Annotated in this window: 22 protein-coding genes; 8 read left to right on the top strand and 14 right to left on the bottom strand. The window is 52.3% G+C overall.

Annotated features, from left to right (window positions below):
- Window positions 1–45: 45 nt before the first annotated feature.
- Window positions 46–1,509 (top strand): 4-hydroxy-3-polyprenylbenzoate decarboxylase, encoded by a 1,464-nt coding sequence (gene ubiD / locus BLV87_RS02330; protein WP_093064991.1) that lies wholly within the window; start codon window positions 46–48, stop codon window positions 1,507–1,509.
- Between the two features lie 112 nt (window positions 1,510–1,621).
- Here the strand turns inward: ubiD and BLV87_RS02335 are convergent, their stop codons facing one another.
- The 4 genes from BLV87_RS02335 to BLV87_RS02350 form a co-directional block, all read right to left on the bottom strand.
- Entirely contained in the window at window positions 1,622–2,029 is a 408-nt protein-coding gene (locus tag BLV87_RS02335) for a type II toxin-antitoxin system VapC family toxin (protein ID WP_217629916.1), read from the bottom strand.
- Window positions 2,029–2,262 (bottom strand): type II toxin-antitoxin system VapB family antitoxin, encoded by a 234-nt coding sequence (gene vapB / locus BLV87_RS02340; RefSeq protein ID WP_093064995.1) that lies wholly within the window; start codon window positions 2,260–2,262, stop codon window positions 2,029–2,031. Before vapB ends, BLV87_RS02335 begins: the two co-directional genes overlap by 1 nt.
- Before the next feature lie 89 nt (window positions 2,263–2,351).
- A complete protein-coding gene (locus BLV87_RS02345; protein WP_093064997.1) occupies window positions 2,352–2,846 on the bottom strand; it encodes a GNAT family N-acetyltransferase in 495 nt (164 codons plus the stop codon).
- 5 nt (window positions 2,847–2,851) lie between these two features.
- A complete protein-coding gene (locus tag BLV87_RS02350) occupies window positions 2,852–3,130 on the bottom strand; it encodes a type II toxin-antitoxin system TacA family antitoxin (RefSeq protein ID WP_093064999.1) in 279 nt (92 codons plus the stop codon).
- A 313-nt stretch (window positions 3,131–3,443) separates the two neighbouring features.
- Here BLV87_RS02350 and BLV87_RS02355 point away from each other — a divergent pair, with 313 nt between their 5' ends.
- Entirely contained in the window at window positions 3,444–3,800 is a 357-nt protein-coding gene (locus tag BLV87_RS02355; RefSeq protein ID WP_093065001.1) for an HVO_A0114 family putative DNA-binding protein, read from the top strand.
- 11 nt (window positions 3,801–3,811) lie between these two features.
- Entirely contained in the window at window positions 3,812–4,822 is a 1,011-nt protein-coding gene (locus BLV87_RS02360; protein WP_093065003.1) for a DNA cytosine methyltransferase, read from the top strand.
- Here the strand turns inward: BLV87_RS02360 and BLV87_RS02365 are convergent.
- Both BLV87_RS02365 and BLV87_RS02370 read right to left on the bottom strand, forming a co-directional pair.
- Window positions 4,819–5,496, bottom strand: coding sequence for an HNH endonuclease (locus BLV87_RS02365; protein WP_093065005.1), 678 nt, complete (start codon window positions 5,494–5,496; stop codon window positions 4,819–4,821). The two genes, BLV87_RS02360 and BLV87_RS02365, sit on opposite strands and share 4 nt — an antisense overlap.
- Window positions 5,497–5,556: 60 nt before the next feature.
- Complete coding sequence (locus BLV87_RS02370; protein WP_093065007.1) at window positions 5,557–7,857, bottom strand: YgiQ family radical SAM protein; 2,301 nt, start codon at window positions 7,855–7,857, stop codon at window positions 5,557–5,559.
- Window positions 7,858–8,011: 154 nt separating this feature from the next.
- Here BLV87_RS02370 and BLV87_RS02375 point away from each other — a divergent pair, with 154 nt between their 5' ends.
- Window positions 8,012–8,944 (top strand): nucleotidyltransferase domain-containing protein, encoded by a 933-nt coding sequence (locus BLV87_RS02375; protein ID WP_093065009.1) that lies wholly within the window; start codon window positions 8,012–8,014, stop codon window positions 8,942–8,944.
- Here BLV87_RS02375 and BLV87_RS02380 read toward each other — a convergent pair.
- From BLV87_RS02380 to BLV87_RS02395, 4 genes are read right to left on the bottom strand one after another with little or no spacing between them, the layout of a single operon-like run.
- Entirely contained in the window at window positions 8,916–9,917 is a 1,002-nt protein-coding gene (locus tag BLV87_RS02380; protein ID WP_175517812.1) for a virulence RhuM family protein, read from the bottom strand. The two genes, BLV87_RS02375 and BLV87_RS02380, sit on opposite strands and share 29 nt — an antisense overlap.
- 3 nt (window positions 9,918–9,920) lie before the next feature.
- Entirely contained in the window at window positions 9,921–10,499 is a 579-nt protein-coding gene (locus BLV87_RS02385; RefSeq protein ID WP_093065013.1) for a TIR domain-containing protein, read from the bottom strand.
- The gene (locus BLV87_RS02390) at window positions 10,499–11,068 is read right to left on the bottom strand and encodes a TIR domain-containing protein (RefSeq protein WP_093065015.1); all 570 of its coding nucleotides are present in this window, start codon (window positions 11,066–11,068) and stop codon (window positions 10,499–10,501) included. Before BLV87_RS02390 ends, BLV87_RS02385 begins: the two co-directional genes overlap by 1 nt.
- Window positions 11,069–11,103: 35 nt before the next feature.
- Window positions 11,104–11,997, bottom strand: a complete 894-nt coding sequence (locus BLV87_RS02395) for a WYL domain-containing transcriptional regulator (protein ID WP_093065120.1) — start codon at window positions 11,995–11,997, stop codon at window positions 11,104–11,106.
- Window positions 11,998–12,107: 110 nt separating this feature from the next.
- On the opposite strand from BLV87_RS02395, the gene BLV87_RS02400 reads away from it, so the two are divergent.
- Together BLV87_RS02400 and BLV87_RS02405 are read left to right on the top strand one after the other, a co-directional pair.
- Complete coding sequence (locus tag BLV87_RS02400; protein WP_217629917.1) at window positions 12,108–12,500, top strand: hypothetical protein; 393 nt, start codon at window positions 12,108–12,110, stop codon at window positions 12,498–12,500.
- Window positions 12,501–12,502: 2 nt separating this feature from the next.
- Entirely contained in the window at window positions 12,503–13,123 is a 621-nt protein-coding gene (locus BLV87_RS02405; protein WP_093065017.1) for a LysE/ArgO family amino acid transporter, read from the top strand.
- Here BLV87_RS02405 and BLV87_RS02410 read toward each other — a convergent pair.
- The 4 genes from BLV87_RS02410 to BLV87_RS02425 all read right to left on the bottom strand — a co-directional run bounded on the left by BLV87_RS02410 (window position 13,102) and on the right by BLV87_RS02425 (window position 16,164).
- Window positions 13,102–13,794 (bottom strand): ABC transporter permease, encoded by a 693-nt coding sequence (locus BLV87_RS02410; protein ID WP_093065019.1) that lies wholly within the window; start codon window positions 13,792–13,794, stop codon window positions 13,102–13,104. The two genes, BLV87_RS02405 and BLV87_RS02410, sit on opposite strands and share 22 nt — an antisense overlap.
- Complete coding sequence (locus BLV87_RS02415; protein ID WP_093065021.1) at window positions 13,791–14,477, bottom strand: ABC transporter permease; 687 nt, start codon at window positions 14,475–14,477, stop codon at window positions 13,791–13,793. The genes BLV87_RS02410 and BLV87_RS02415 overlap by 4 nt, the downstream gene beginning before the upstream one ends.
- Window positions 14,478–14,593: 116 nt before the next feature.
- A complete protein-coding gene (locus BLV87_RS02420; RefSeq protein ID WP_093065023.1) occupies window positions 14,594–15,373 on the bottom strand; it encodes a lysine/arginine/ornithine ABC transporter substrate-binding protein in 780 nt (259 codons plus the stop codon).
- A gap of 17 nt (window positions 15,374–15,390) precedes the next feature.
- On the bottom strand, window positions 15,391–16,164 hold the full coding sequence (locus BLV87_RS02425; protein WP_093065025.1) for an ABC transporter ATP-binding protein: 774 nt from the start codon (window positions 16,162–16,164) through the stop codon (window positions 15,391–15,393).
- Between the two features lie 301 nt (window positions 16,165–16,465).
- Here BLV87_RS02425 and BLV87_RS02430 point away from each other — a divergent pair, with 301 nt between their 5' ends.
- Entirely contained in the window at window positions 16,466–17,140 is a 675-nt protein-coding gene (locus tag BLV87_RS02430; protein WP_093065028.1) for a TorF family putative porin, read from the top strand.
- Between the two features lie 200 nt (window positions 17,141–17,340).
- Entirely contained in the window at window positions 17,341–18,651 is a 1,311-nt protein-coding gene (gene urtA, locus BLV87_RS02435; RefSeq protein ID WP_093065030.1) for an urea ABC transporter substrate-binding protein, read from the top strand.
- Window positions 18,652–18,782 lie beyond the last annotated feature (131 nt).

Here is an 18,782-nt window from a genome sequence, read left to right on the forward strand (position 1 = left end):
CACGCCCATAGCCGCTCGGCGCGGATTTCCGTTATTATCCTCGCCATGAAATACCATGACCTACGCGACTTTATCCAACAACTGGAAAAAATGGGCGAACTCAAACGCATTACCGTCGAAGTTGACCCGTATCTGGAAATGACCGAAATCGCCGACCGCGTTTTGCGTGCTGGCGGCCCTGCCTTGCTGTTTGAAAATCCCAAAGGGCATAACACGCCAGTACTCGCCAACTTGTTTGGCACGCCGCGCCGCGTGGCGTTGGGGATGGGTGAACAATCCACCGATGCCTTGCGTGAAGTCGGCAAATTGCTGGCGTTGCTCAAGCAGCCTGATCCGCCGAAAGGGTTTAAGGATGCGCTGAATGCGCTGCCGATTTTCCGCAAAGTGCTGGATATGGCACCGAAAGTGGTCAGCAAAGCCGCGTGTCAGCAAGTCGTGGTGGAAGGCGATAAGGTGGATTTGAGCAAACTGCCGATTCAGCATTGCTGGCCGGGGGATGCCGCACCGCTGATTACGTGGGGCTTGGTGATTACCAAAGGCCCGAATCAGAAACGCCAGAATCTGGGGATTTACCGCCAGCAAGTGTTGGGCAAAAACCGCGTGATTATGCGCTGGTTGTCGCATCGCGGCGGGGCATTGGATTTTCGCGAGTTTCAGCAGGCGCATCCGGGTAAGCCATTTCCGGTAGCGGTAGCGATTGGTACTGACCCGGCAACGATTTTGGGGGCAGTCACGCCAGTGCCGGATTCGTTGTCGGAATATGCGTTTGCGGGGTTGTTGCGCGGCTCGCGGACGGAGTTGGTGCAGGCGATGGGGGTGGATTTGCAAGTGCCTGCGTCGGCGGAGTTTGTGTTGGAGGGGCATATTTACCCCGACGATTTCGCGCCCGAAGGCCCTTATGGCGACCATACCGGCTATTACAATGAGATTGATAGCTTTCCGGTGTTTACAATCGAGCGCATTACGCACCGCAAAGACCCGATTTACCACAGCACGTATACGGGGCGACCGCCGGATGAACCCGCGATTCTGGGCTTGGCGTTGAATGAAGTGTTCGTGCCGATTTTGCAGAAGCAATTTCCTGAGATTGTGGATTTTTACCTGCCACCAGAAGGCTGTTCGTATCGCATGGCGGTGGTGAGCATCAAGAAGCAATACCCCGGTCACGCCAAGCGGGTGATGATGGGGGTGTGGTCGTTCCTGCGCCAGTTCATGTACACCAAGTTCATTATCGTGGTGGATGACGATGTGAATACGCGCAAGTGGGAGGATGTGATCTGGGCAATGACCACGCGCATGGATCCGGCGCGGGATACCACGCTGATTGAGCATACGCCGATTGATTATCTGGATTTTGCCTCGCCCGTGTCAGGCTTAGGGTCGAAGATGGGCATGGATGCGACCAATAAATGGCCGGGGGAAACCACGCGGGAGTGGGGTACGCCGATTGTGATGGATGCTGACGTGAAATCCCGCGTGGATGGGATGTGGAAAAGTTTGGGCTTATGATTTAGTTTTTTGAACATACAAGTAAGCGCTCAATTTCTGTCCCGTCAGCTCCAGCAATTCAGCAGTTGCATCAGCGCATCTAGTGGTACGTTGCGCAGTTGGGTTAGTTATCTTAAACCCAATTTTCCAGCCGCAAATCCGGCACTTTATCGAAATGGCACGCATTATTTGCCACCATAATGGCTTGCAGGCTCAAAGCGTGGGCGGCAATCAAGGTGTCATTCGTGCCAATCGGCGTACCCGCGTTAAACAACAAGGTTTGCAGGTCGGCAAACTGCTCTGCTGCCGCCGCATCCCACGGTTGGATGTGATGTAGGCGTTCCCGCAATGCTTCTATCAGGTGCAGGTGCTTGTCTGGATTGCCGGAGCGTTTTGCCCCCAACAGCAATTCGGCGTAGGCGATGGCGGAAATACAAATCTCATTGCCTGCCTGTACTTGTGTTTCCAACATTGCCAGTACATTGGCTGGCTTTTTGCGCATGATGTAGCTGCTGATGTCCGTATCGAGCATGTAAAGCATCAGAATACCACCCGTCCAACCTCAAACACATCGGGGCGTTCTGCCATGAAATCATCGTCAGCACTGGGGAGATCGGCAAAGGATGTCCAGCTTTTGCGCTTGGGTGTGATGATGAGTGCATCGCCTTCGCGTCGAATCAGCACTTCATCAATGCCTTCAAACTGGAAGATGCGAGGGATGCGGACGGCTTGGCTTTGTCCGTTTTTGAATAATCTAGCGGCTATGGCAGTCATGGCGATACCCTCTTGTTTGGAAACGTGGGGTTAGTATATGCCTTGTATATGCAGAGGTTCAAGCCCGGTTGAATGCCATACATCCTGTCTTAAACAGGCAGCGACTGCATCACCGTCTGCATTGGAATGAACAGCGTCAGCGGTTTGGTCGTATAGGGCGTAAACCCATACTTCAGATAAAACCGTTGTGCTTGCTCGTGTTTGGCATCCACGATAATGCCGACTGTACCGATTTCACCCGCAATTCTGGCGCAGCGTGCTAATGCATTCATCAGCAAGAGTTCACCCATGCGTTGCCCTTGGCAGGTTTTGTCTACTGCCAAGCGGCTCAAGCGGGCGACGGGAACGGGGTATTGTGGGGGCAATTTCTTGCGGGTAGCGGCAGGCAAATCTTCCAATTGCGATTCCGCCATGCTCAGGCTGTAGAAGCCTGTCACGGTGTCGTTATCAATGGCAACGAAAGTACGGCTGACGTTTTTGCGGCTGTGTTGCCCTGCCAGTTGTTGCAGGTAATGGTTCAGGGCGGGTTCTCCACAATCAAACACATCCCGCGCTATCGCGGCGTTGAAGGGGATAATCTGCATCCGGCTCAATCCAGCAAGGCGTGATGGCGTTGCATGGCAGCGCGTAGGGCGGCATTGGGTGGCGGAGGGTTATCCAGCAAGTCCATGAAACGATCCCATTCCTGCTGGTTCAGGGTGATTTGGCGGGATTCTGCCAGCACTGTTTCGGCGGCTTTACGGGCGGCATTCAACAGGAAATCGGTCATGGAAATGTTGGAAACAGCCGCAGCAGCAATCAGCATCCGTTTCAGCTCGGGTGGGGTGCGGATGCTGATGCGGTCATCTTTGGCGGCGGTGCTGGGCATGGTGTATTCCTCGTTAGACTATGTGGATAGTCTAGGAGGAATGACGTGGTTTGTACATCCAATGGCAATACAAATCCTGAACTCAAAATCAATCGAGTCTGACCCGCTTTGATTTATCGTTGTATTTTTGCAGGCAAGCGTATATTCCTGTTATGATGGCTATCATCTGCTGATAATAAAGATGATGGTATGGCATACGATGACGGACGCAGTATCCTGCTGGACTTGAATGGTGCGGAATACACGGAAGAAAACGGTTATTGGTACAAAATTGAGGCATGGTTAACCAGATTTTGAATGAGGTGAGCAAACCATGAATACTGTTTTGAATGTTGGCATCATGCCCCGCGAACAGTTCCAGCAACGGGTACTGGCGATTGCTGCCGGACGTTACGCACCACAACCGGGTGAACCCAAAATTTGGTTCAGTTCCATGAAATCCCTAAGTGAAGTGTTGAGCGACAATAATATGCGCCTGCTGAAAATGATTGAGGAAAACCAGCCGGAAACCTTGAAAGACTTGGCGACTCTGAGCGGGCGGCAAACCAGCAACCTCAGCCGTACCTTGAAGACGATGGAACGCTACGGCATTGTGGAACTGTGCAAACAGAACCGTTCCGTGCGTCCGGTGGTGAAGGCTACGGCGTTTAATATCCAGTATGCAATTTGAGTTCTAGAACGATGAAAAGTCAGTATACCTCTATCGAACTGTGTGCCGGAGCAGGCGGACAGGCACTTGGTTTACACTTAGCAGGTTTTCAGCACCAGCTATTGATGGATATAGATAAACCAGCGTGTCAGACACTCAAACATAACAATGCGTTATATGACTTGGGCTGGGGTCAAATCGTTGAGGGTTGCATAGAAGAGTTTTCTAAATATTCCTCTCATCAATACAAAGGCGTTGATCTTGTTGCAGGCGGCGTTCCCTGCCCACCCTTTTCAACAGCAGGTAAGCAACTTGGCAAGCAGGATGAGCGGGATTTATTTCCTGCTGCATTAGACATTGTGAAAAATACTCAGCCCAAAGCAGTCATGTTGGAAAACGTGGCTGGTCTGTTGGATGCAAAATTTGATACTTACCGAGCTGAAATTGAATCCCGATTGGGACGCATGGGTTACAAGGTTTTCTGGAAATTGCTCAATGCTTGTGATTTTGGTGTACCTCAATTGCGTCCACGAGTCATTCTGGTGGCGTTAAAAGCTGAATTTGCGAGCTACTTTGTGTGGCCTGATGACAAGATTACTCCCCCGACTGTCGGTGAAGCCTTGTATGACTTGATGGCCTCACAAGGCTGGGAATATGCGGCAGAGTGGAAACAAAAGGCTAACAAGATTGCCCCAACCTTGGTTGGTGGCTCTAAAAAACACGGAGGGCCTGATCTTGGGCCAACCCGCGCCAGACGTGCATGGCAGGCTTTGCACGTAAACGGTAATCTAGTCGGGGAACATCCACCAGAAAAGGGCTTTGTCGGCTACAAAAATAAGGTTGGCTACGAATATATGCCGTTATTGACGGTGAGGATGGCTGCCAGAATCCAAGGTTTCCCTGATTGGTGGGAGTTTTACGGCAAGAAAACGCCAGCTTATAGACAGGTTGGTAATGCTTTGCCACCACCTGTTGCGGAAGCGGTTGGCAGACAAATTATTTATGCGCTTGATATGGCGAATAGCAGCCGCTTAGCCGCTTAGTTTTCTTCCCGCTTGTCCAGATACTCATTAGCCGCAGACTCGATGATTTGGTCGAGGCTTTTGCCCGTCCGGTTTGCGTATCCGGTCACTCTTCTCAGGGTTTGTTCACTGATTGCGAACATGGCTCGTACTCCATGTTTTTCAGGGAAAGCCCAAGAACAGGTTTGGCAATCCAGTGAACAACCCTCACATGCTCGGCGTTTACCAACATTACAGTTGTTGCACATGGGTTGCCAATTGTGGAGTTCATTGCCGCCACCACGCGAGAGAGGTACTTTGTGGTCGGCTTGCAAGCCTCTGACACCGGGTTGGAGATACACGCCACAGGTAACGCAGGTGAAACCATTGTCTTGAAATAGCTTGTTTTTCTGGCTTTGGGTCAAGTATTCACGGTCTTGTGCGTCTGCCAGTTCTGGAGAATGGATGCGCCATGCGTGACCAGAAAATGCGTCAAGGTAAATCGTTTCAATGTTGCAGCCCAATTGGTCGCGGAGTTCTCTGGTGCGTCGGTCAAAGTATTTCTGACCTGTCAGTTCCAGTAATTCGGCAGAAGATACCCAAGGTTTCGGGAAACTGTCAGATTCGTTACCCCACAATCGCCGAATGATTTTTTCTTTTACGTCACTGATTTTCTTGCGATCGTTCAGCAATTGGAGGTATTCGTCTACTTTCATAACAGCCCCGATGAATTGTTGTTAGGGCGATAATACTATGCTTGCTGGATGATTAGCCATCTACCGTCCTCGTTGCTTGGGCGGGCTGGTCGGTTTCGGTTTGCTGCCAAAATTTGCCCGTGGCTTCGGCGGCAACCCCGTATGCTGTGTCAACATCTTCCCACCCTGCGGCTTACCCGCATTCGGTTTGCCTGTCGGGGCGGCGGCTTTTCCGGTACGCTTCTGATGCTCCCCACCTTTATTCTTGCGCCGATGCGCCTCATACACCAACTGTTCCTCGCCCGCTTTGTAATGCGGGATCAACTGGTTCTCGCCATCGCCAATCAGTTCCTGCCGCCCCATCGCCGCTATCGCTTTGCGCAGCAGCGGCCAGTTTTTCGGGTCGTGCCAGCGCAAAAACGCTTTGTGAAGCTTGCGCTGTTCCGGTGATTTCGCGGTGGCGACTTTTTCGCTTTTGTAGGTGACTTTGTGCAGCGGGTTTTTGTCGGTGTGGTACATGGTGGTGGCGGAGGCCATCGGTGAGGGGTAAAACGCTTGCACTTGGTCGGCGCGGAAGCCGTTTTTCTTCAGCCACAGCGCGAGGTTGAGCATGTCTTCGTCGGATGTGCCGGGGTGGGCGGCGATGAAATACGGGATCAAATATTGTTCTTTGCCCGCTTCCTTGGTGTATTTCTCGAACAGGCGTTTGAATTCGTCATACGCGCCGATGCCCGGTTTCATCATTTTGGACAGGGGGCCGGATTCGGTGTGTTCCGGTGCGATTTTTAAATAGCCGCCGACGTGGTGCGTCACCAATTCTTTGACGTATTCGGGGTCTTTGATGGCAAGGTCATAGCGCACCCCTGAGCCGATCAGGATTTTCTTGATACCGGGCAGGGTACGCGCTTCGCGGTACAATTCCTTCAAGGCGGCGTGGTCGGTGTTGAGGTTGTGGCACACATCGGGGTAGACGCACGCGGGTTTGCGGCACGCGGCTTCGATCTTCGGATCTTTGCAGGCTAGGCGGTACATATTCGCGGTGGGGCCGCCAAGGTCGGAAATCACCCCGGTAAATCCCGGTACTTTGTCGCGGATTTCTTCGACTTCGCGGATGATGGATTCTTTGGAACGGCTTTGGATAATGCGCCCTTCGTGTTCGGTAATCGAGCAGAAGGTGCAGCCGCCAAAGCAGCCGCGCATGATGTTCACCGAGAAACGGATCATGTCATAGGCGGGGATTTTTACGCCGTTATAGGACGGGTGCGGCAAGCGGGCGTAGGGCAGCCCGAACACGAAATCCATTTCCGGCGTGGTCAGCGGAATCGGTGGCGGGTTCAGCCACACGTCGATATTGCCGTGTTTTTGCACCAAGGCGCGGGCGTTGCCGGGGTTGGTTTCCAAGTGCAGCACGCGGTTGGCGTGGGCGTACAAGGCTTTGTCTTTGCTGACTTTTTCGTAAGAAGGCAGGCGGATCACGGTGGTGTCGCGGTCTAAACGGGCGCGGGGGTGGAAGATCAGCTTGTGTTCGTCGGGGCGTTTGCTGCGCGGGTCTTCGTATTCAAACCATTGCACATTGCGCTTTTCGACTTCGCATTCGCTCATCTCGGTGGTGTTGAGGTAGGGGTTGATAATGCGGTCGATTTTGCCCGGTTGGTCGATGCGGCTGGAGTCGATTTCCATCCAGCCCGGCGGAGTGTCGCGGCGGATGAAGGCGGTGCCGCGCACGTCGGTGATGCTGGAAACGGGTTCGCCGGAAGCGATGCGGTGTGCGACTTCGACCACGGCGCGTTCGGCATTGCCGTACAGCAATAGGTCGGCGGCAGCATCCAGCAAGATCGACTTGCGCACGGTTTCTTGCCAGTAATCGAAGTGTGCAATGCGCCGCAACGAGGCTTCGATCCCGCCGATAATGATCGGCACGTCGGGGTAGGCTTCGCGGCAGCGGTGCGTATACACCAGCGTGGCACGGTCGGGGCGTTTGCCTGCCAGCCCACCGGGGGTGTAAGCGTCGTCGGAGCGCGTTTTGCGGTCGGCGGTGTAGCGGTTGATCATCGAGTCCATATTGCCCGCCGCCACGCCGAAGAACAGGTTGGGTGCGCCCAGTGCCATGAACGGGTCTTTGGAATGCCAGTCCGGTTGCGCAATGATGCCGACGCGGAAACCTTGCGCTTCCAGCACCCGCCCGATCACCGCCATGCCGAACGAAGGGTGGTCTACGTAAGCATCGCCGGTGACGATAATAATGTCGCAGGAATCCCAGCCCAGCGCGTCCATTTCCGCACGACTGGTGGGGAGATACGGCGAGGTATCGTAGCATTCCGCCCAGTATTTGGGGTGGTCGAACAGGGCGACAGGCACGTGGGGATTGGCGTTGGGCAGCATGGGGGCGGTTTCGGTCAGGGTAAAAGCGGATATTCTAACGCAGTTTGTGCGGTGCGTGTGGTTTGCTTATTGTTGGTGTGGAGTAAACAACTTACGTTTGGCTTTGGTACACTTCAGTACGATAAATTTTCCAGAAAAATAAGATGAAACAACCATGAGCAGCCACATCCAGTCACTCCAGCACAAAAAACTCTTGCCCAGCCCGCCGGATTTTCTCAGCAGTGCCGTGCAGTACGAAGTCATCATGGGTTCGGTGGCGTATGGGGTCAGCAACGACAGTTCGGATATGGACATCTACGCTTTTGCGATTCCGCCCAAGACCATGATGTTTCCGCATTTGCGCGGCGAAATTCCGGGTTTTGATAACTACTCGGTGCAATTCGAGCAGTACCAGCAGCACCATATCCGCGATGCGGCGGCGTTGGGTGGCAAGGGGCGGGTGTATGACGTGACGGTGTTTGCGATTGCCAAGTATTTTCGCCTGCTGGCTGACAATAACCCCAACATTATCGACAGCCTGTATGTGCCGGAAAATTGCGTGCTGTATGCCTCGCCCATCGGCAAGTTGGTGCGCGAGCGGCGGCAATTGTTTCTGCACAAGGGTTGCTGGGCAAAGTTCAAGGGGTATGCCTACGGGCAGATGCACAAAATCCGTACCAAACAGCCGGAGGGCAAGCGCAAGGAATTGACGGAGCAATTCGGTTATGACGTGAAATTTGCCTACCATGTGGTGCGCCTGCTGGGCGAGGTTGAGCAATTGCTGATGCATCAGGACATGGATTTGCAGCGCGATGCCGAACAGATGAAAGCGATCCGCCGGGGTGAATGGACGCTGCCGCAACTGGAGGATTACTTTGCCCGCAAGGAAGCCGATCTGGAACGAGTGTATCTCGCCAGCCGCTTGCCGGATGCGCCGGATACGGATGCCATCCGCCAATTGCTGACGGATTGTCTGGAACAGCATTTCGGCTCGATCAGCGAGGCGGTGAGCCGTCCGCACACGGCTGAGCGGGCGTTGGATGAGATTCAGCAGGTGTTGCAGTCATACCGTAACGCGATTATTTCTTCGGCTTCGGCAAAGTCTTGATGGCTGTTTCAAAGTCCTGATCAACCGGCTGGGCTTCAGCCAAACGCGCTTGCCGGTATTTTTCATACTCCTGTTCGGCTTTTTGCAGTGCCTGTTTGTGGGAAATTGTCCCGGCATGATCCAGCAGTTCGCGCCCGGTCAGGCGCAGGAAATCATCCAGCCGTGCTGCCCAATCCTTCATATACATGGGGGTACGGTTGAGTGCCTGTAATTCGGCGAGTTCGAGGTAGGCGGTGACGATGCGGTTTAACACATCCAGCTCGTCGGGATTCAGGTAATTTTTGGCAATGGTCGTTTCCGCCTTGGTGGGCTTTTGACCTGTCCACGTGGTCATTCCCATATTGGGCTGGTCGGCATTGGCGCGGGTGTGGATGATTTCGGCGGCGGTGTGTCCGTGCGCTGCCCAGTGCATCTTGTTTTGCACGCTGGCGAAAAACTGTTGGGAAACCTCGGTTTTCGGGTCGTAATCAATGCTGGTGGCGTAAATGTCCAGCACCTTGCGCCAGAATACGCGCTCGGCGGAACGGATGTCGCGGATGCGGGCAAGCAATTCGTCGAAATAGTTGCCACCGCCGCCGCGTTTGAGGCGTTCGTCGTCCAATGTGAAACCCTTGACCAGATATTCGCGCAGGCGTTGGGTTGCCCAAATGCGGAACTGGGTTCCCCGGTGGGATTTTACCCGATAGCCGACGGAGATGATTACGTCGAGGTTGAAGTGTTCCACCTGATAGGTTTTGCCGTCGGCGGCAGTTGTTGCAAAATTTGCAATAACTGAATCCCGCACCAGCTCGCCTTCTGCAAAGACGTTGCGGATGTGGCGGGAAATCACCGACTTGTCGCGCTGGAACAGGTCGCTCATGTCGGTGAGGGAAAGCCACACGGTTTCGTCTTGCAGGCGGACTTCGAGGCGGGTTTGTCCGTCGGGGGTTTGGTAGAGGAGGAAGTCAGTATTTTTAGACTTATCTGTCTTCATAATTTACTGTCTCTCGCTTGGCTCATAACCATCGAGCCATGAATCAAAATTAACGTAACATGATTCACTCCATCGAACCCACAATCTACGTTTACCCGTAGTATCATCAGCAACATCAATATATGGGTATATCCCTAGATACTCTTGTCCCTCATAAGAAGACGTTGGTGAGTACGCGATAGGAAGAATTGCAGACCTTTTATTGTCTCCATCTTTGAAGCCAAGCTCCCATGGCATCCATTTTGATGTACTAGCTGACGAAGTTGTCGAATAAAATAGACATCGGCTTGCTTTCATCCTGATTTTTAGCTTACTCGCTGTTTGCTTAGAAACCTGAGAGCGATCAAGATAGGGATCATCTCTCCAATCAAGATAAACCGTATAGCCTAAATCTTCTAATAATAAGGTAATGCCAAGTATAATTTCACGATCTGTGTAAGCATGTGACATAAATATATCATGCTTTTCAATGTGCAAGCTTTTATATGTTTTTTCTCTTAACAACTCATAAGTGTTCTTTCCATAAGCACGCTCTGCAATTTTTGCGCGATTGCGTGCATTTGCCTCTGTGAATAAAATCATTATATTATCCAGTGTTCAAAATTCACATAACCATTATCATGAACCCAATCATAAACGGGAAACCAGTGAGATAACGGAAAATGCTGCCCACATTCACGCTGCGGCATCTGATTTATATCAAAGCCATTTAAATCAGTATAATAATGCCACTGCCCTCCTGTCCAAATAGTAGGTTTTACTCTTCGACCATTCTGAGAAATTTCAAGGCCCAAATAATCAAAAGGGTTAGGCCCTTGCCATTTGGTTTGTTTATTTTTGCAAGAAATATTGTTAATATGAATGCCTAAAATTTTATTTCCACATTCAATGCTTTTAATGATTTCATATTGAACCCATCGGCGACTATATGTATCTGATCCAATTAATACAGCAGTGACAGAGGTGTTATTGAGTCCGCCATTTATCAGTCTTTTTAGCGCAATATCTCCTTGTTTTTTAGCAGACTCCCATAAGGATGCATCAAAATACCCTCCATTTCCATACTTGAGAATATTATGATTCCTGACTATATTTGCTCTAAAGTCAATAACATCCTGATAATGAAAGCTGAAAAATACTCGCTTAGCCATCATGCCTCCTATTTACCAATTGTTTTCCCATATTTTCACCTTTCTAAGTACTCATATCCCAACGCCAGCATCGCATTCTTCACCCCATACAACGCCAACACATCCCGCAACCACAACCGACACCCTTGCTCTTTAACACTATGATCCGCAGAGCAATCCACCTGCCATTGCCGCAGCACATACCCCGCCATCGCCGCCCGCAGTTTCAGATGCAGCACACCATCAACCATGCCGTAGTCGCGTTCGGTGATTTCGGGATGCTCACGGTCAGGGTGCGGCACGATGTCGAGTTCGACAATGCGATTCCACTGGATGTCTTGCGCGGGGAGTTCGTGTTTGGCGGGGTTATCATCCAGCAGTTCGGTGGATTCCATGCGCGTAAACACAAAGTCGCGGAATTCCCCGGATTTACGGTCAAAAGCGCGGACGTGCCAGCGCAGCCCGTCATTTGCCAGTGCGAACGGCACAATTTCCCGCTCTGACATCCCGCTGGAATGCGAGAAATAACGCATCCGCACCGCTTTACGCTGATAAATTGCCCGCGTCACAGGCGCAAGGATGCCAACTACAGGGCGGTTCAACATCGGCGGCAGTTCACACGCCAAAAACGCATCCTGCATCTGGCTGATGCCATCGCCAAACCCTTGCGACAACATCATCAACACCCGCTCAACATTGTGCGCAAACGCAGGCCGAAAGCCACCGCCCAGCACATACGCCTTGCTGCTGCCATCCAGACTGAGGTTATCGGGGCAAAGCTCGCGGTATTGCGCAAAATCGCGGGTCGCGGCAGCGGGGGCAATGCCAAAGCGATCCATCAAATCCTGACGGCGCACATCCCCCAGAAAGAACAAGCGGAACTCAATGTACGCCAGCCGTTCGCGCTGCGGCAGACTCAAGGAGGCGAGTGTATCGGAAGAGGTTGTCATAGTATCGGTTTGTTTCATAGCGCATATTATGATCGTTACTATTTTTGAATTCAACAAAATAGGCTACCATACATAACCAATATGATGATGAAATGATACGGAGATAAGCCATGAAAAAGGAATTGGTTCACACAGCCCAAGAACGTTATTCAGATGCAGGCGATACCGCCCTGTTCGGCAAACCCACGCAATCCATGAAAGCCCAATGGAATGTGCCTGACAATCGTCCGCTGGCGGATTTCGCCCCGACCATCATTCTCAAAGCCAAAGACTTCGCCACGGAAATCACCATTTTCAACGCCCGCGAACACAAAATGAAAACAGAAGCCGCCATTTCCAGCGAACACATCACCAACAATCAAGCAGTGCGTAAAACACTGCTGGAACGCGGCATTCGACCAGAAAGCCTGCCACCTGCCGAAGATGTGAAAAAAGTAGAGCGTCGTTTGGCATCCGAAGAGAAAAAAGTGTTGCGGAAACCAGATGTGCTGGATAAGGAATAAGTTTGCTCGAAACCATCCTCAAAGGCGCACTGATCGCCAGCGGTCTAATCGTCGCCATCGGCGCACAAAACGCCTTCGTGCTGAAACAAGGCTTAGCCCGCCACCACATTTTCTGGGTTGCGCTGATCTGCTTCCTGTGCGATGCGGTATTAATGTCGGCAGGCGTATTAGGCTTAGGTACGCTGATCAACACCAGCACAACAGCAACGTGCAGCCTTGCGCTGCTGGGGGCTGCATTCTTATTTTGGTACGGCGTCAAAGCCTTTCGCAGTGCTTATCAAGCCACCAGCTATTTGGAAGCGGCAAGCAATGCCAACACCGCCAGCCTCGCAGCCGTGATCACCACTACCCTGGCGATGACCTTGCTCAATCCGCATGTATACCTCGATACTGTGGTCATTCTCGGCAGTGTCGCTGGCACATTGCCCTCTCACGACAAGTATTGGTTTCTGCTCGGCGCAGTCAGCGTATCCGGCATCTGGTTTTTCGGGCTGGGTTACGGCGCAAGACTGCTCTCGCCGCTCTTCCAAAAGCCCCAAACATGGCAAGCACTCGACCTGTTGATCGGCATCATTATGTGGACGATTGCGTGGGGCTTGCTTCAAGCCGACCTGTGTTGGTAAGCATTCAACCGCTTTTCCAACAAGCGAAACGCATACACCAGCCCATACGTCATGATCAGGTACAACACCGCTGCGGTGAGATACATTTCATACACTGCAAAGGTTTTGGAACGAATCAAATCCGCCGCGCCCGTCAAATCAATCACCGTAATCGCACTCACCAATGACGTAGCTTGCAGCAAAAACACCACCTCATTGCCATACGCAGGCAACGCAATCCGAAACGCTTTCGGCAAGGTCACGCGCCGAAACAGCAGCCAGCCCGACATCCCAAACGCCTTACCCGCCTCAATCTCGCCGCGCGGCACGGCTTGAATCGCGCCCCGGAAAATTTCCGCCGTATAAGCCGCCGTATTCAAGGTCAAGGTCAGCACCGCGCAAAACCACGCATTGCGAAAATACGTCCACAACCCCATATCACTCAGCACGTCACGGAATTGCCCACTGCCGTAATAGATCAGGAACAATTGCACCAGCAACGGCGTACCCCGAAAATAAAACACAAACCCCGCCGTCGGATACTTCAGCAAGGGGTTGTGTGACAACCGCGCCAACGCCAGCGGCACAGCCAATAGCAAACCGATAGCAAGGCTGAACAAGGTCAGTTGCACAGTGACACCCGTACCCGCCAGCAATTTCGGTAAACTCTCGCCGATCAATTCCCAGTTCATACCCGCACCCCGCGTTTTGCCCAGGTTTCGGCACGTTTCAACACCAGCATCGACACCAAGGTAATCGCAAGGAACAGCAGGGAGGCAAGGAAATAAAAGGTAAACGGCTGATGCGTGGCGGTGGCGGCGAGTTTGGCGTTACGCATCAATTCATCCAACTGAATTAAGGAAATCAGCGCGGTGGCTTTGATCAATACCATCCACACATTGCCCAATCCCGGCAACGCCATGCGCATCGCCAATGGCAATTGCACCCGCCGGAATGCCAGCGCTTTGCTCATGCCAATCGCTCGCGCTGCCTCCATCTGCCCACGCGGGACGGACAAAAACGCCCCGCGCAGCACTTCGGTACAAAACGCGCCGTAAATAAAGCCAATGGTCATAAAGCCCGCCACAAACGGATTGAGGTCGAGCCGCAACTCATACCCCAACGCCGCCGCGCCATCCTGAATCAGCTTCGGCACACCGTAATACACCAGCAACAGCAGGATCAGCTCCGGCACGCCGCGCACCACGGTGGTGTAGGTATCCGCCGCCCAATTCGCCAACCGTGAGTGCGAGAACTTGCCCCACGCGCCCAGCAACCCGAACAGGATTGCCATGAACATGGCGCACAATCCCACCAGCACCGTCATTTGCAGACCTTTGAGCAACAACCAGCCGTAACCTTGTAAATCCAGCAATGTGTATCTCCTCGAAGACCCTCACCCCCCAGCCCCCTCTCCCAGAGGTAGAGGGGGAGCAAGAGGTCGTGTTTCTTAGCCCCTCTACCTTTGGGAGAGGGGTTGGGGTGAGGGTCTTATTCCCCGTACAGGTCGAAGTCGAAGTATTTCTTGTTGATCTCGGCGTAAGTGCCATCTGCCCGAATTTGCTCAATCGCCTTGTTCAGTTTTTCTGCCAGTGCGGTATCACCCTTGCGGATACCAATGCCCACGCCTTCTCCGACGAATTCCACATCATTGAAATCGCCGCCGATGAATTCGACTTTACCCGCGTTTTTTTCATCCTTGACCACGGGGGCAAGCACCACCGAATCCGCACACACCAAATCCACGCGCCCTGCCAGCAAGTCCAGATTGGCTTCGTCTTGGGTTTTGTACGCGGTGACTTCCACAATGTCTTTGAATTTGCCGCGCACGAAATTGTCCGCTACCACACCGCTTTGCACGCCGACCATTTTGCCTTTGAGTTTGGCTTCATCGGTCGGATCAACGTCCGTGCCGACAGCGCGGATGCATTTAATCGGGGTGGTGTAATATTTTTTGCTGAAGTCGATCTTTTCCTTGCGCTCGGCAGTAATCGACATGGAGGCGATGATTGCATCGAACTTTTTCGCATCCAGTGCCGGAATCAAGCCGTCCCAATCCGACGTGACCCATTCGCATTCGGTTGCCATCGCTTTGCATAGCGCGTTGCCGATGTCGATGTCAAAACCTGCTAACTTGCCATCTTTATCCACGGTATTAAACGGGGCATACGCGCCTTCTGTGCCGAGACGCAGTTTGTCTTCGGCTTGGGCAGTCCCGGCAACAGCCAGTGCCAGCACGGCGCTCGACAGTAAGGTAGTGAGTAGTTTCATGGTTGTCTCCTGTTGGGTTATTTAAGCTGGGTGGCAAGAAATTGCTGGCAACGTTCCGAACGCGGGTTGTTGAAGACTTGTTCAGGGCTGCCTTGTTCTTCAATCTGCCCTTGATGCAAAAAGATGACTTGGGAGGATACTTCCCGTGCAAAGCCCATTTCGTGGGTCACGACCAGCATGGTCATGCCTTCATCAGCCAGTTGGCGCATGACGCGCAGCACTTCGCCAACCAATTCGGGGTCGAGGGCGGAAGTCGGTTCATCGAACAGCATCACGGCGGGTTTCATCGCCAGTGCTCGCGCAATCGCCACGCGCTGTTGCTGCCCACCGGAAAGGTGATCGGGATAGCTGTCCGCTTTATTGGCAATGCCGACTTTGTGCAGCAATTCGAGAGCGTATTCTTTGGCTTCGGCTTTGGGAATACCGAGCACATGCACGGGCGCTTCGATAATGTTTTCCAGAATGGTGCGGTGTGACCACAGGTTAAAACCTTGGAATACCATGCCCAAACGGGTGCGGATGTGGTCGACTTGTTTTTGGCTTTTGGGAACGGTTTTGCCGTGCCGGTCGCGGGTCATTTCAATGCGCTCGCCGGTGACATAGACCTCACCTTCATCGGGTGTTTCCAGCAAATTAATGCAGCGTAGCAGGGTGCTTTTGCCTGAACCGCTTGAGCCTAACAGGGAGATCACATCGCCTTTGTGGGCGGTCAGCGAGATGCCATTGAGGACGGCTAAATCACCGAAGCGTTTTTTGATATTACGGATGACAAGGGCATGTTCCGGGGGCATGTATCACGTTTCTCGCTGTGCTAGTCACGAATGCCCTAAAGCAATAATCCAATCTGGTCAATAAAGCAAGTGATTGGCGGTCGTCCACCTAGAAATTGCTTGAATTGCGGGCGCTAGAACGGGCATAAAGGTTTGTTGCCTTGAAATGGTGCGGAATATGCTTGGTATGCACACATCTGATGCTGAATATTCGTGGCTGCTAATGCTGGCATGGATATTGCTTTGGATTTAGCAGCCAATGCCCTGTTACTCTCAAGGTGATGTGGTTGGTTCCTATTTATAATTACGTTTGAGGTGTTGTATGCATACTAAAAAAACGCTTGCTAGTAGTCTTCTGGTGATGTTGTCTGCGGCTGTGTTGGCTGCACCCGCTGCTCATGCGGGTTCTGGTGCAGAAGTCTCGGCTTCCGCTGGCTTTGCCAACATGTATTTGTGGCGTGGTATAGATCTGGGCGATGGCGATGCAGCTATCTCTGGTGATTTGAAAGTGAAACACGGCTCAGGGGCGTATGCCGGTGTGTGGGCATCTTCAGGTGATGCCAACTGGGGTACAGAGTATGACTTGTATGCAGGCTGGGGCGGTAAAGTCGGCGCGTTGGATGTGGATGCTAGTCTGTGGACTTACGCTTACCCAGATAAAGACGATACTGTCGATGGCAATATTGCACCAGGTGAACTGGTTGATGGCGTGGTTTCCGTGGGTTCCGGCCCGGTCAACGTTACCCTGTACGAAGCGCTGGAAGGCGATGACGAAAACGAATACCGTTACATCACCGCGAAATACACCAAAGATAAATACTCTGCCATGTACGGTCAGCACATGTATGACGAAGGTGCCAGCCCTGGTCATATCCAACTGGGTTATCAGTACAATGACAATCTGAGCTTCGCGGTCAGCCAGTTCGTGGTTGATAACGAGGAAGTCGATGACAATCCTAAAGTTTTGGTGAGCTACAGCATTCCACTGACTAAATAAACTCCATTCAATGGTTGGAAAAGGGGATGCCATGCGCATCCCTTTTTTATGCCCGTCGTTTTCGCAAACGTCATTAATGGTGCAAATGTTGTTTTATTGCATCAGTTTGGTGCGTAATTACCACAGCCAAATACTCTGGCACGCTTTGTGCTTAGTCCTGAACAGAGTAGACCTTTCATCCATCATTCAGGAGTGACCCAATGTTTCTTAAAAACGTTTTCAAACAAACTTTGTTGGTTATGAGTATGGCGGCGGCGCTGGGTACATCCAGCTTGGCAATGGCTGCTGATGACACCATCAAGGTCGGCGTATTGCATTCCCTCTCCGGCACCATGGCGATCAGTGAAACCACGCTGAAAGACACCATGCTGATGCTGATTGACGAACAAAACAAAAAAGGCGGCGTACTGGGCAAGCAGCTCGAAGCCGTGGTGGTTGACCCTGCTTCCAACTGGCCTTTGTTTGCGGAAAAAGCCCGTGACCTGATCGAGAAAGACAAAGTTGCCGCGACCTTCGGTTGCTGGACATCGGTTTCGCGCAAATCCGTGTTGCCAGTGTTTGAAGAGAAAAACAGCCTGCTGTTCTACCCGGTGCAATACGAAGGTGAAGAATCTTCCAAAAACGTGTTCTATACCGGTGCAGCACCAAATCAACAAGCCATTCCTGCCGTTGATTACCTGATGAAAGAAGGCGAAGTGAAACGCTGGGTATTGGCAGGTACGGACTATGTTTACCCACGCACCACCAACAAGATTCTGGAAGCGTATTTGAAATCCAAAGGTGTCGATGAAAAAGACATCATGATCAACTACACCCCGTTCGGTCATTCTGACTGGCAGTCCATCGTGGCTGACATCAAGAAATTCGGTGGGGAAGGCAAGAAAACCGCCGTGGTTTCCACCATCAACGGCGATGCAAACGTGCCGTTCTACAAGGAACTCGGCAACCAGGGCATTTCGGCGGAAGACATCCCGGTGGTCGCGTTCTCCGTGGGTGAAGAAGAACTCTCCGGTATCGACACCAAGCCACTGGTCGGTCACTTGGCAGCGTGGAACTACTTCATGAGCGTCGAAAACGACGGCAATAAAGAGTTCATCAAGAAGTGGAAGGAATACACCAAGAACGACAAGCGCGTCACCAATGACCCGATGGAAGCGCACGTCATCGGCTTCAATATGTGGGTAAAAGCGGTTGAGCAAGCCAAAACCACTGATACTGACAAAGTGGCTGAAGCCATGATCGGTCAGGAAGTCCCGAACCTCACTGGCGGTACAGCGAAAATGCTGCCTAACCACCACCTGACCAAACCGGTGCTGATTGGCGAAATCCAGGAAAACGGTCAGTTTGAAGTCGTTTCCAAAACCCCTGAAGTACCGGGCGACGCATGGTCTGACTTCCTGCCGGATTCCAAAAACATCGTGGCTGACTGGACAGGCAAGGAAACCGACGGCAAACCGTGCGGCAACTTCAATACTGAAACCAAGAAGTGCTCTGGGCAGAAGTACGAATAAATACCCCCCATCCTAACCTTCCCCCGCAAGGGGGGAAGGAACAAGAGGGTACTCCCTTCTTTCTCTTGGCTCCCTTCACCCCTTGCGGGGGGCGAAGCGCCGCGTTCAAGCGGCTGGGACGGGCTGGGGAT

Source organism: Thiothrix caldifontis, from assembly GCF_900107695.1.
GTDB classification, from domain to species: Bacteria; Pseudomonadota; Gammaproteobacteria; order Thiotrichales; family Thiotrichaceae; genus Thiothrix; species Thiothrix caldifontis.

Bases quoted from the DNA above. Each gene is read 5' to 3' on its own strand.
- BLV87_RS02355 (WP_093065001.1), top strand. From the start codon at position 3,444: ATGAATACTGTTTTGAATGTTGGCATCATGCCCCGCGAACAGTTCCAG.
- BLV87_RS02390 (WP_093065015.1), bottom strand. From the start codon at position 11,068: ATGGCTAAGCGAGTATTTTTCAGCTTTCATTATCAGGATGTTATTGAC.
- urtA (WP_093065030.1), top strand. From the start codon at position 17,341: ATGTTTCTTAAAAACGTTTTCAAACAAACTTTGTTGGTTATGAGTATG.
- BLV87_RS02400 (WP_217629917.1), top strand. From the start codon at position 12,108: ATGAAAAAGGAATTGGTTCACACAGCCCAAGAACGTTATTCAGATGCA.
- BLV87_RS02385 (WP_093065013.1), bottom strand. From the start codon at position 10,499: ATGATTTTATTCACAGAGGCAAATGCACGCAATCGCGCAAAAATTGCA.
- BLV87_RS02420 (WP_093065023.1), bottom strand. From the start codon at position 15,373: ATGAAACTACTCACTACCTTACTGTCGAGCGCCGTGCTGGCACTGGCT.
- BLV87_RS02370 (WP_093065007.1), bottom strand. From the start codon at position 7,857: ATGCTGCCCAACGCCAATCCCCACGTGCCTGTCGCCCTGTTCGACCAC.
- BLV87_RS02335 (WP_217629916.1), bottom strand. From the start codon at position 2,029: ATGCTTTACATGCTCGATACGGACATCAGCAGCTACATCATGCGCAAA.
- vapB (WP_093064995.1), bottom strand. From the start codon at position 2,262: ATGACTGCCATAGCCGCTAGATTATTCAAAAACGGACAAAGCCAAGCC.
- BLV87_RS02410 (WP_093065019.1), bottom strand. From the start codon at position 13,794: ATGAACTGGGAATTGATCGGCGAGAGTTTACCGAAATTGCTGGCGGGT.
- BLV87_RS02380 (WP_175517812.1), bottom strand. From the start codon at position 9,917: ATGAAGACAGATAAGTCTAAAAATACTGACTTCCTCCTCTACCAAACC.
- BLV87_RS02345 (WP_093064997.1), bottom strand. From the start codon at position 2,846: ATGCAGATTATCCCCTTCAACGCCGCGATAGCGCGGGATGTGTTTGAT.
- BLV87_RS02395 (WP_093065120.1), bottom strand. From the start codon at position 11,997: ATGACAACCTCTTCCGATACACTCGCCTCCTTGAGTCTGCCGCAGCGC.
- ubiD (WP_093064991.1), top strand. From the start codon at position 46: ATGAAATACCATGACCTACGCGACTTTATCCAACAACTGGAAAAAATG.
- BLV87_RS02425 (WP_093065025.1), bottom strand. From the start codon at position 16,164: ATGCCCCCGGAACATGCCCTTGTCATCCGTAATATCAAAAAACGCTTC.
- BLV87_RS02360 (WP_093065003.1), top strand. From the start codon at position 3,812: ATGAAAAGTCAGTATACCTCTATCGAACTGTGTGCCGGAGCAGGCGGA.
- BLV87_RS02375 (WP_093065009.1), top strand. From the start codon at position 8,012: ATGAGCAGCCACATCCAGTCACTCCAGCACAAAAAACTCTTGCCCAGC.
- BLV87_RS02350 (WP_093064999.1), bottom strand. From the start codon at position 3,130: ATGCCCAGCACCGCCGCCAAAGATGACCGCATCAGCATCCGCACCCCA.
- BLV87_RS02430 (WP_093065028.1), top strand. From the start codon at position 16,466: ATGCATACTAAAAAAACGCTTGCTAGTAGTCTTCTGGTGATGTTGTCT.
- BLV87_RS02365 (WP_093065005.1), bottom strand. From the start codon at position 5,496: ATGAAAGTAGACGAATACCTCCAATTGCTGAACGATCGCAAGAAAATC.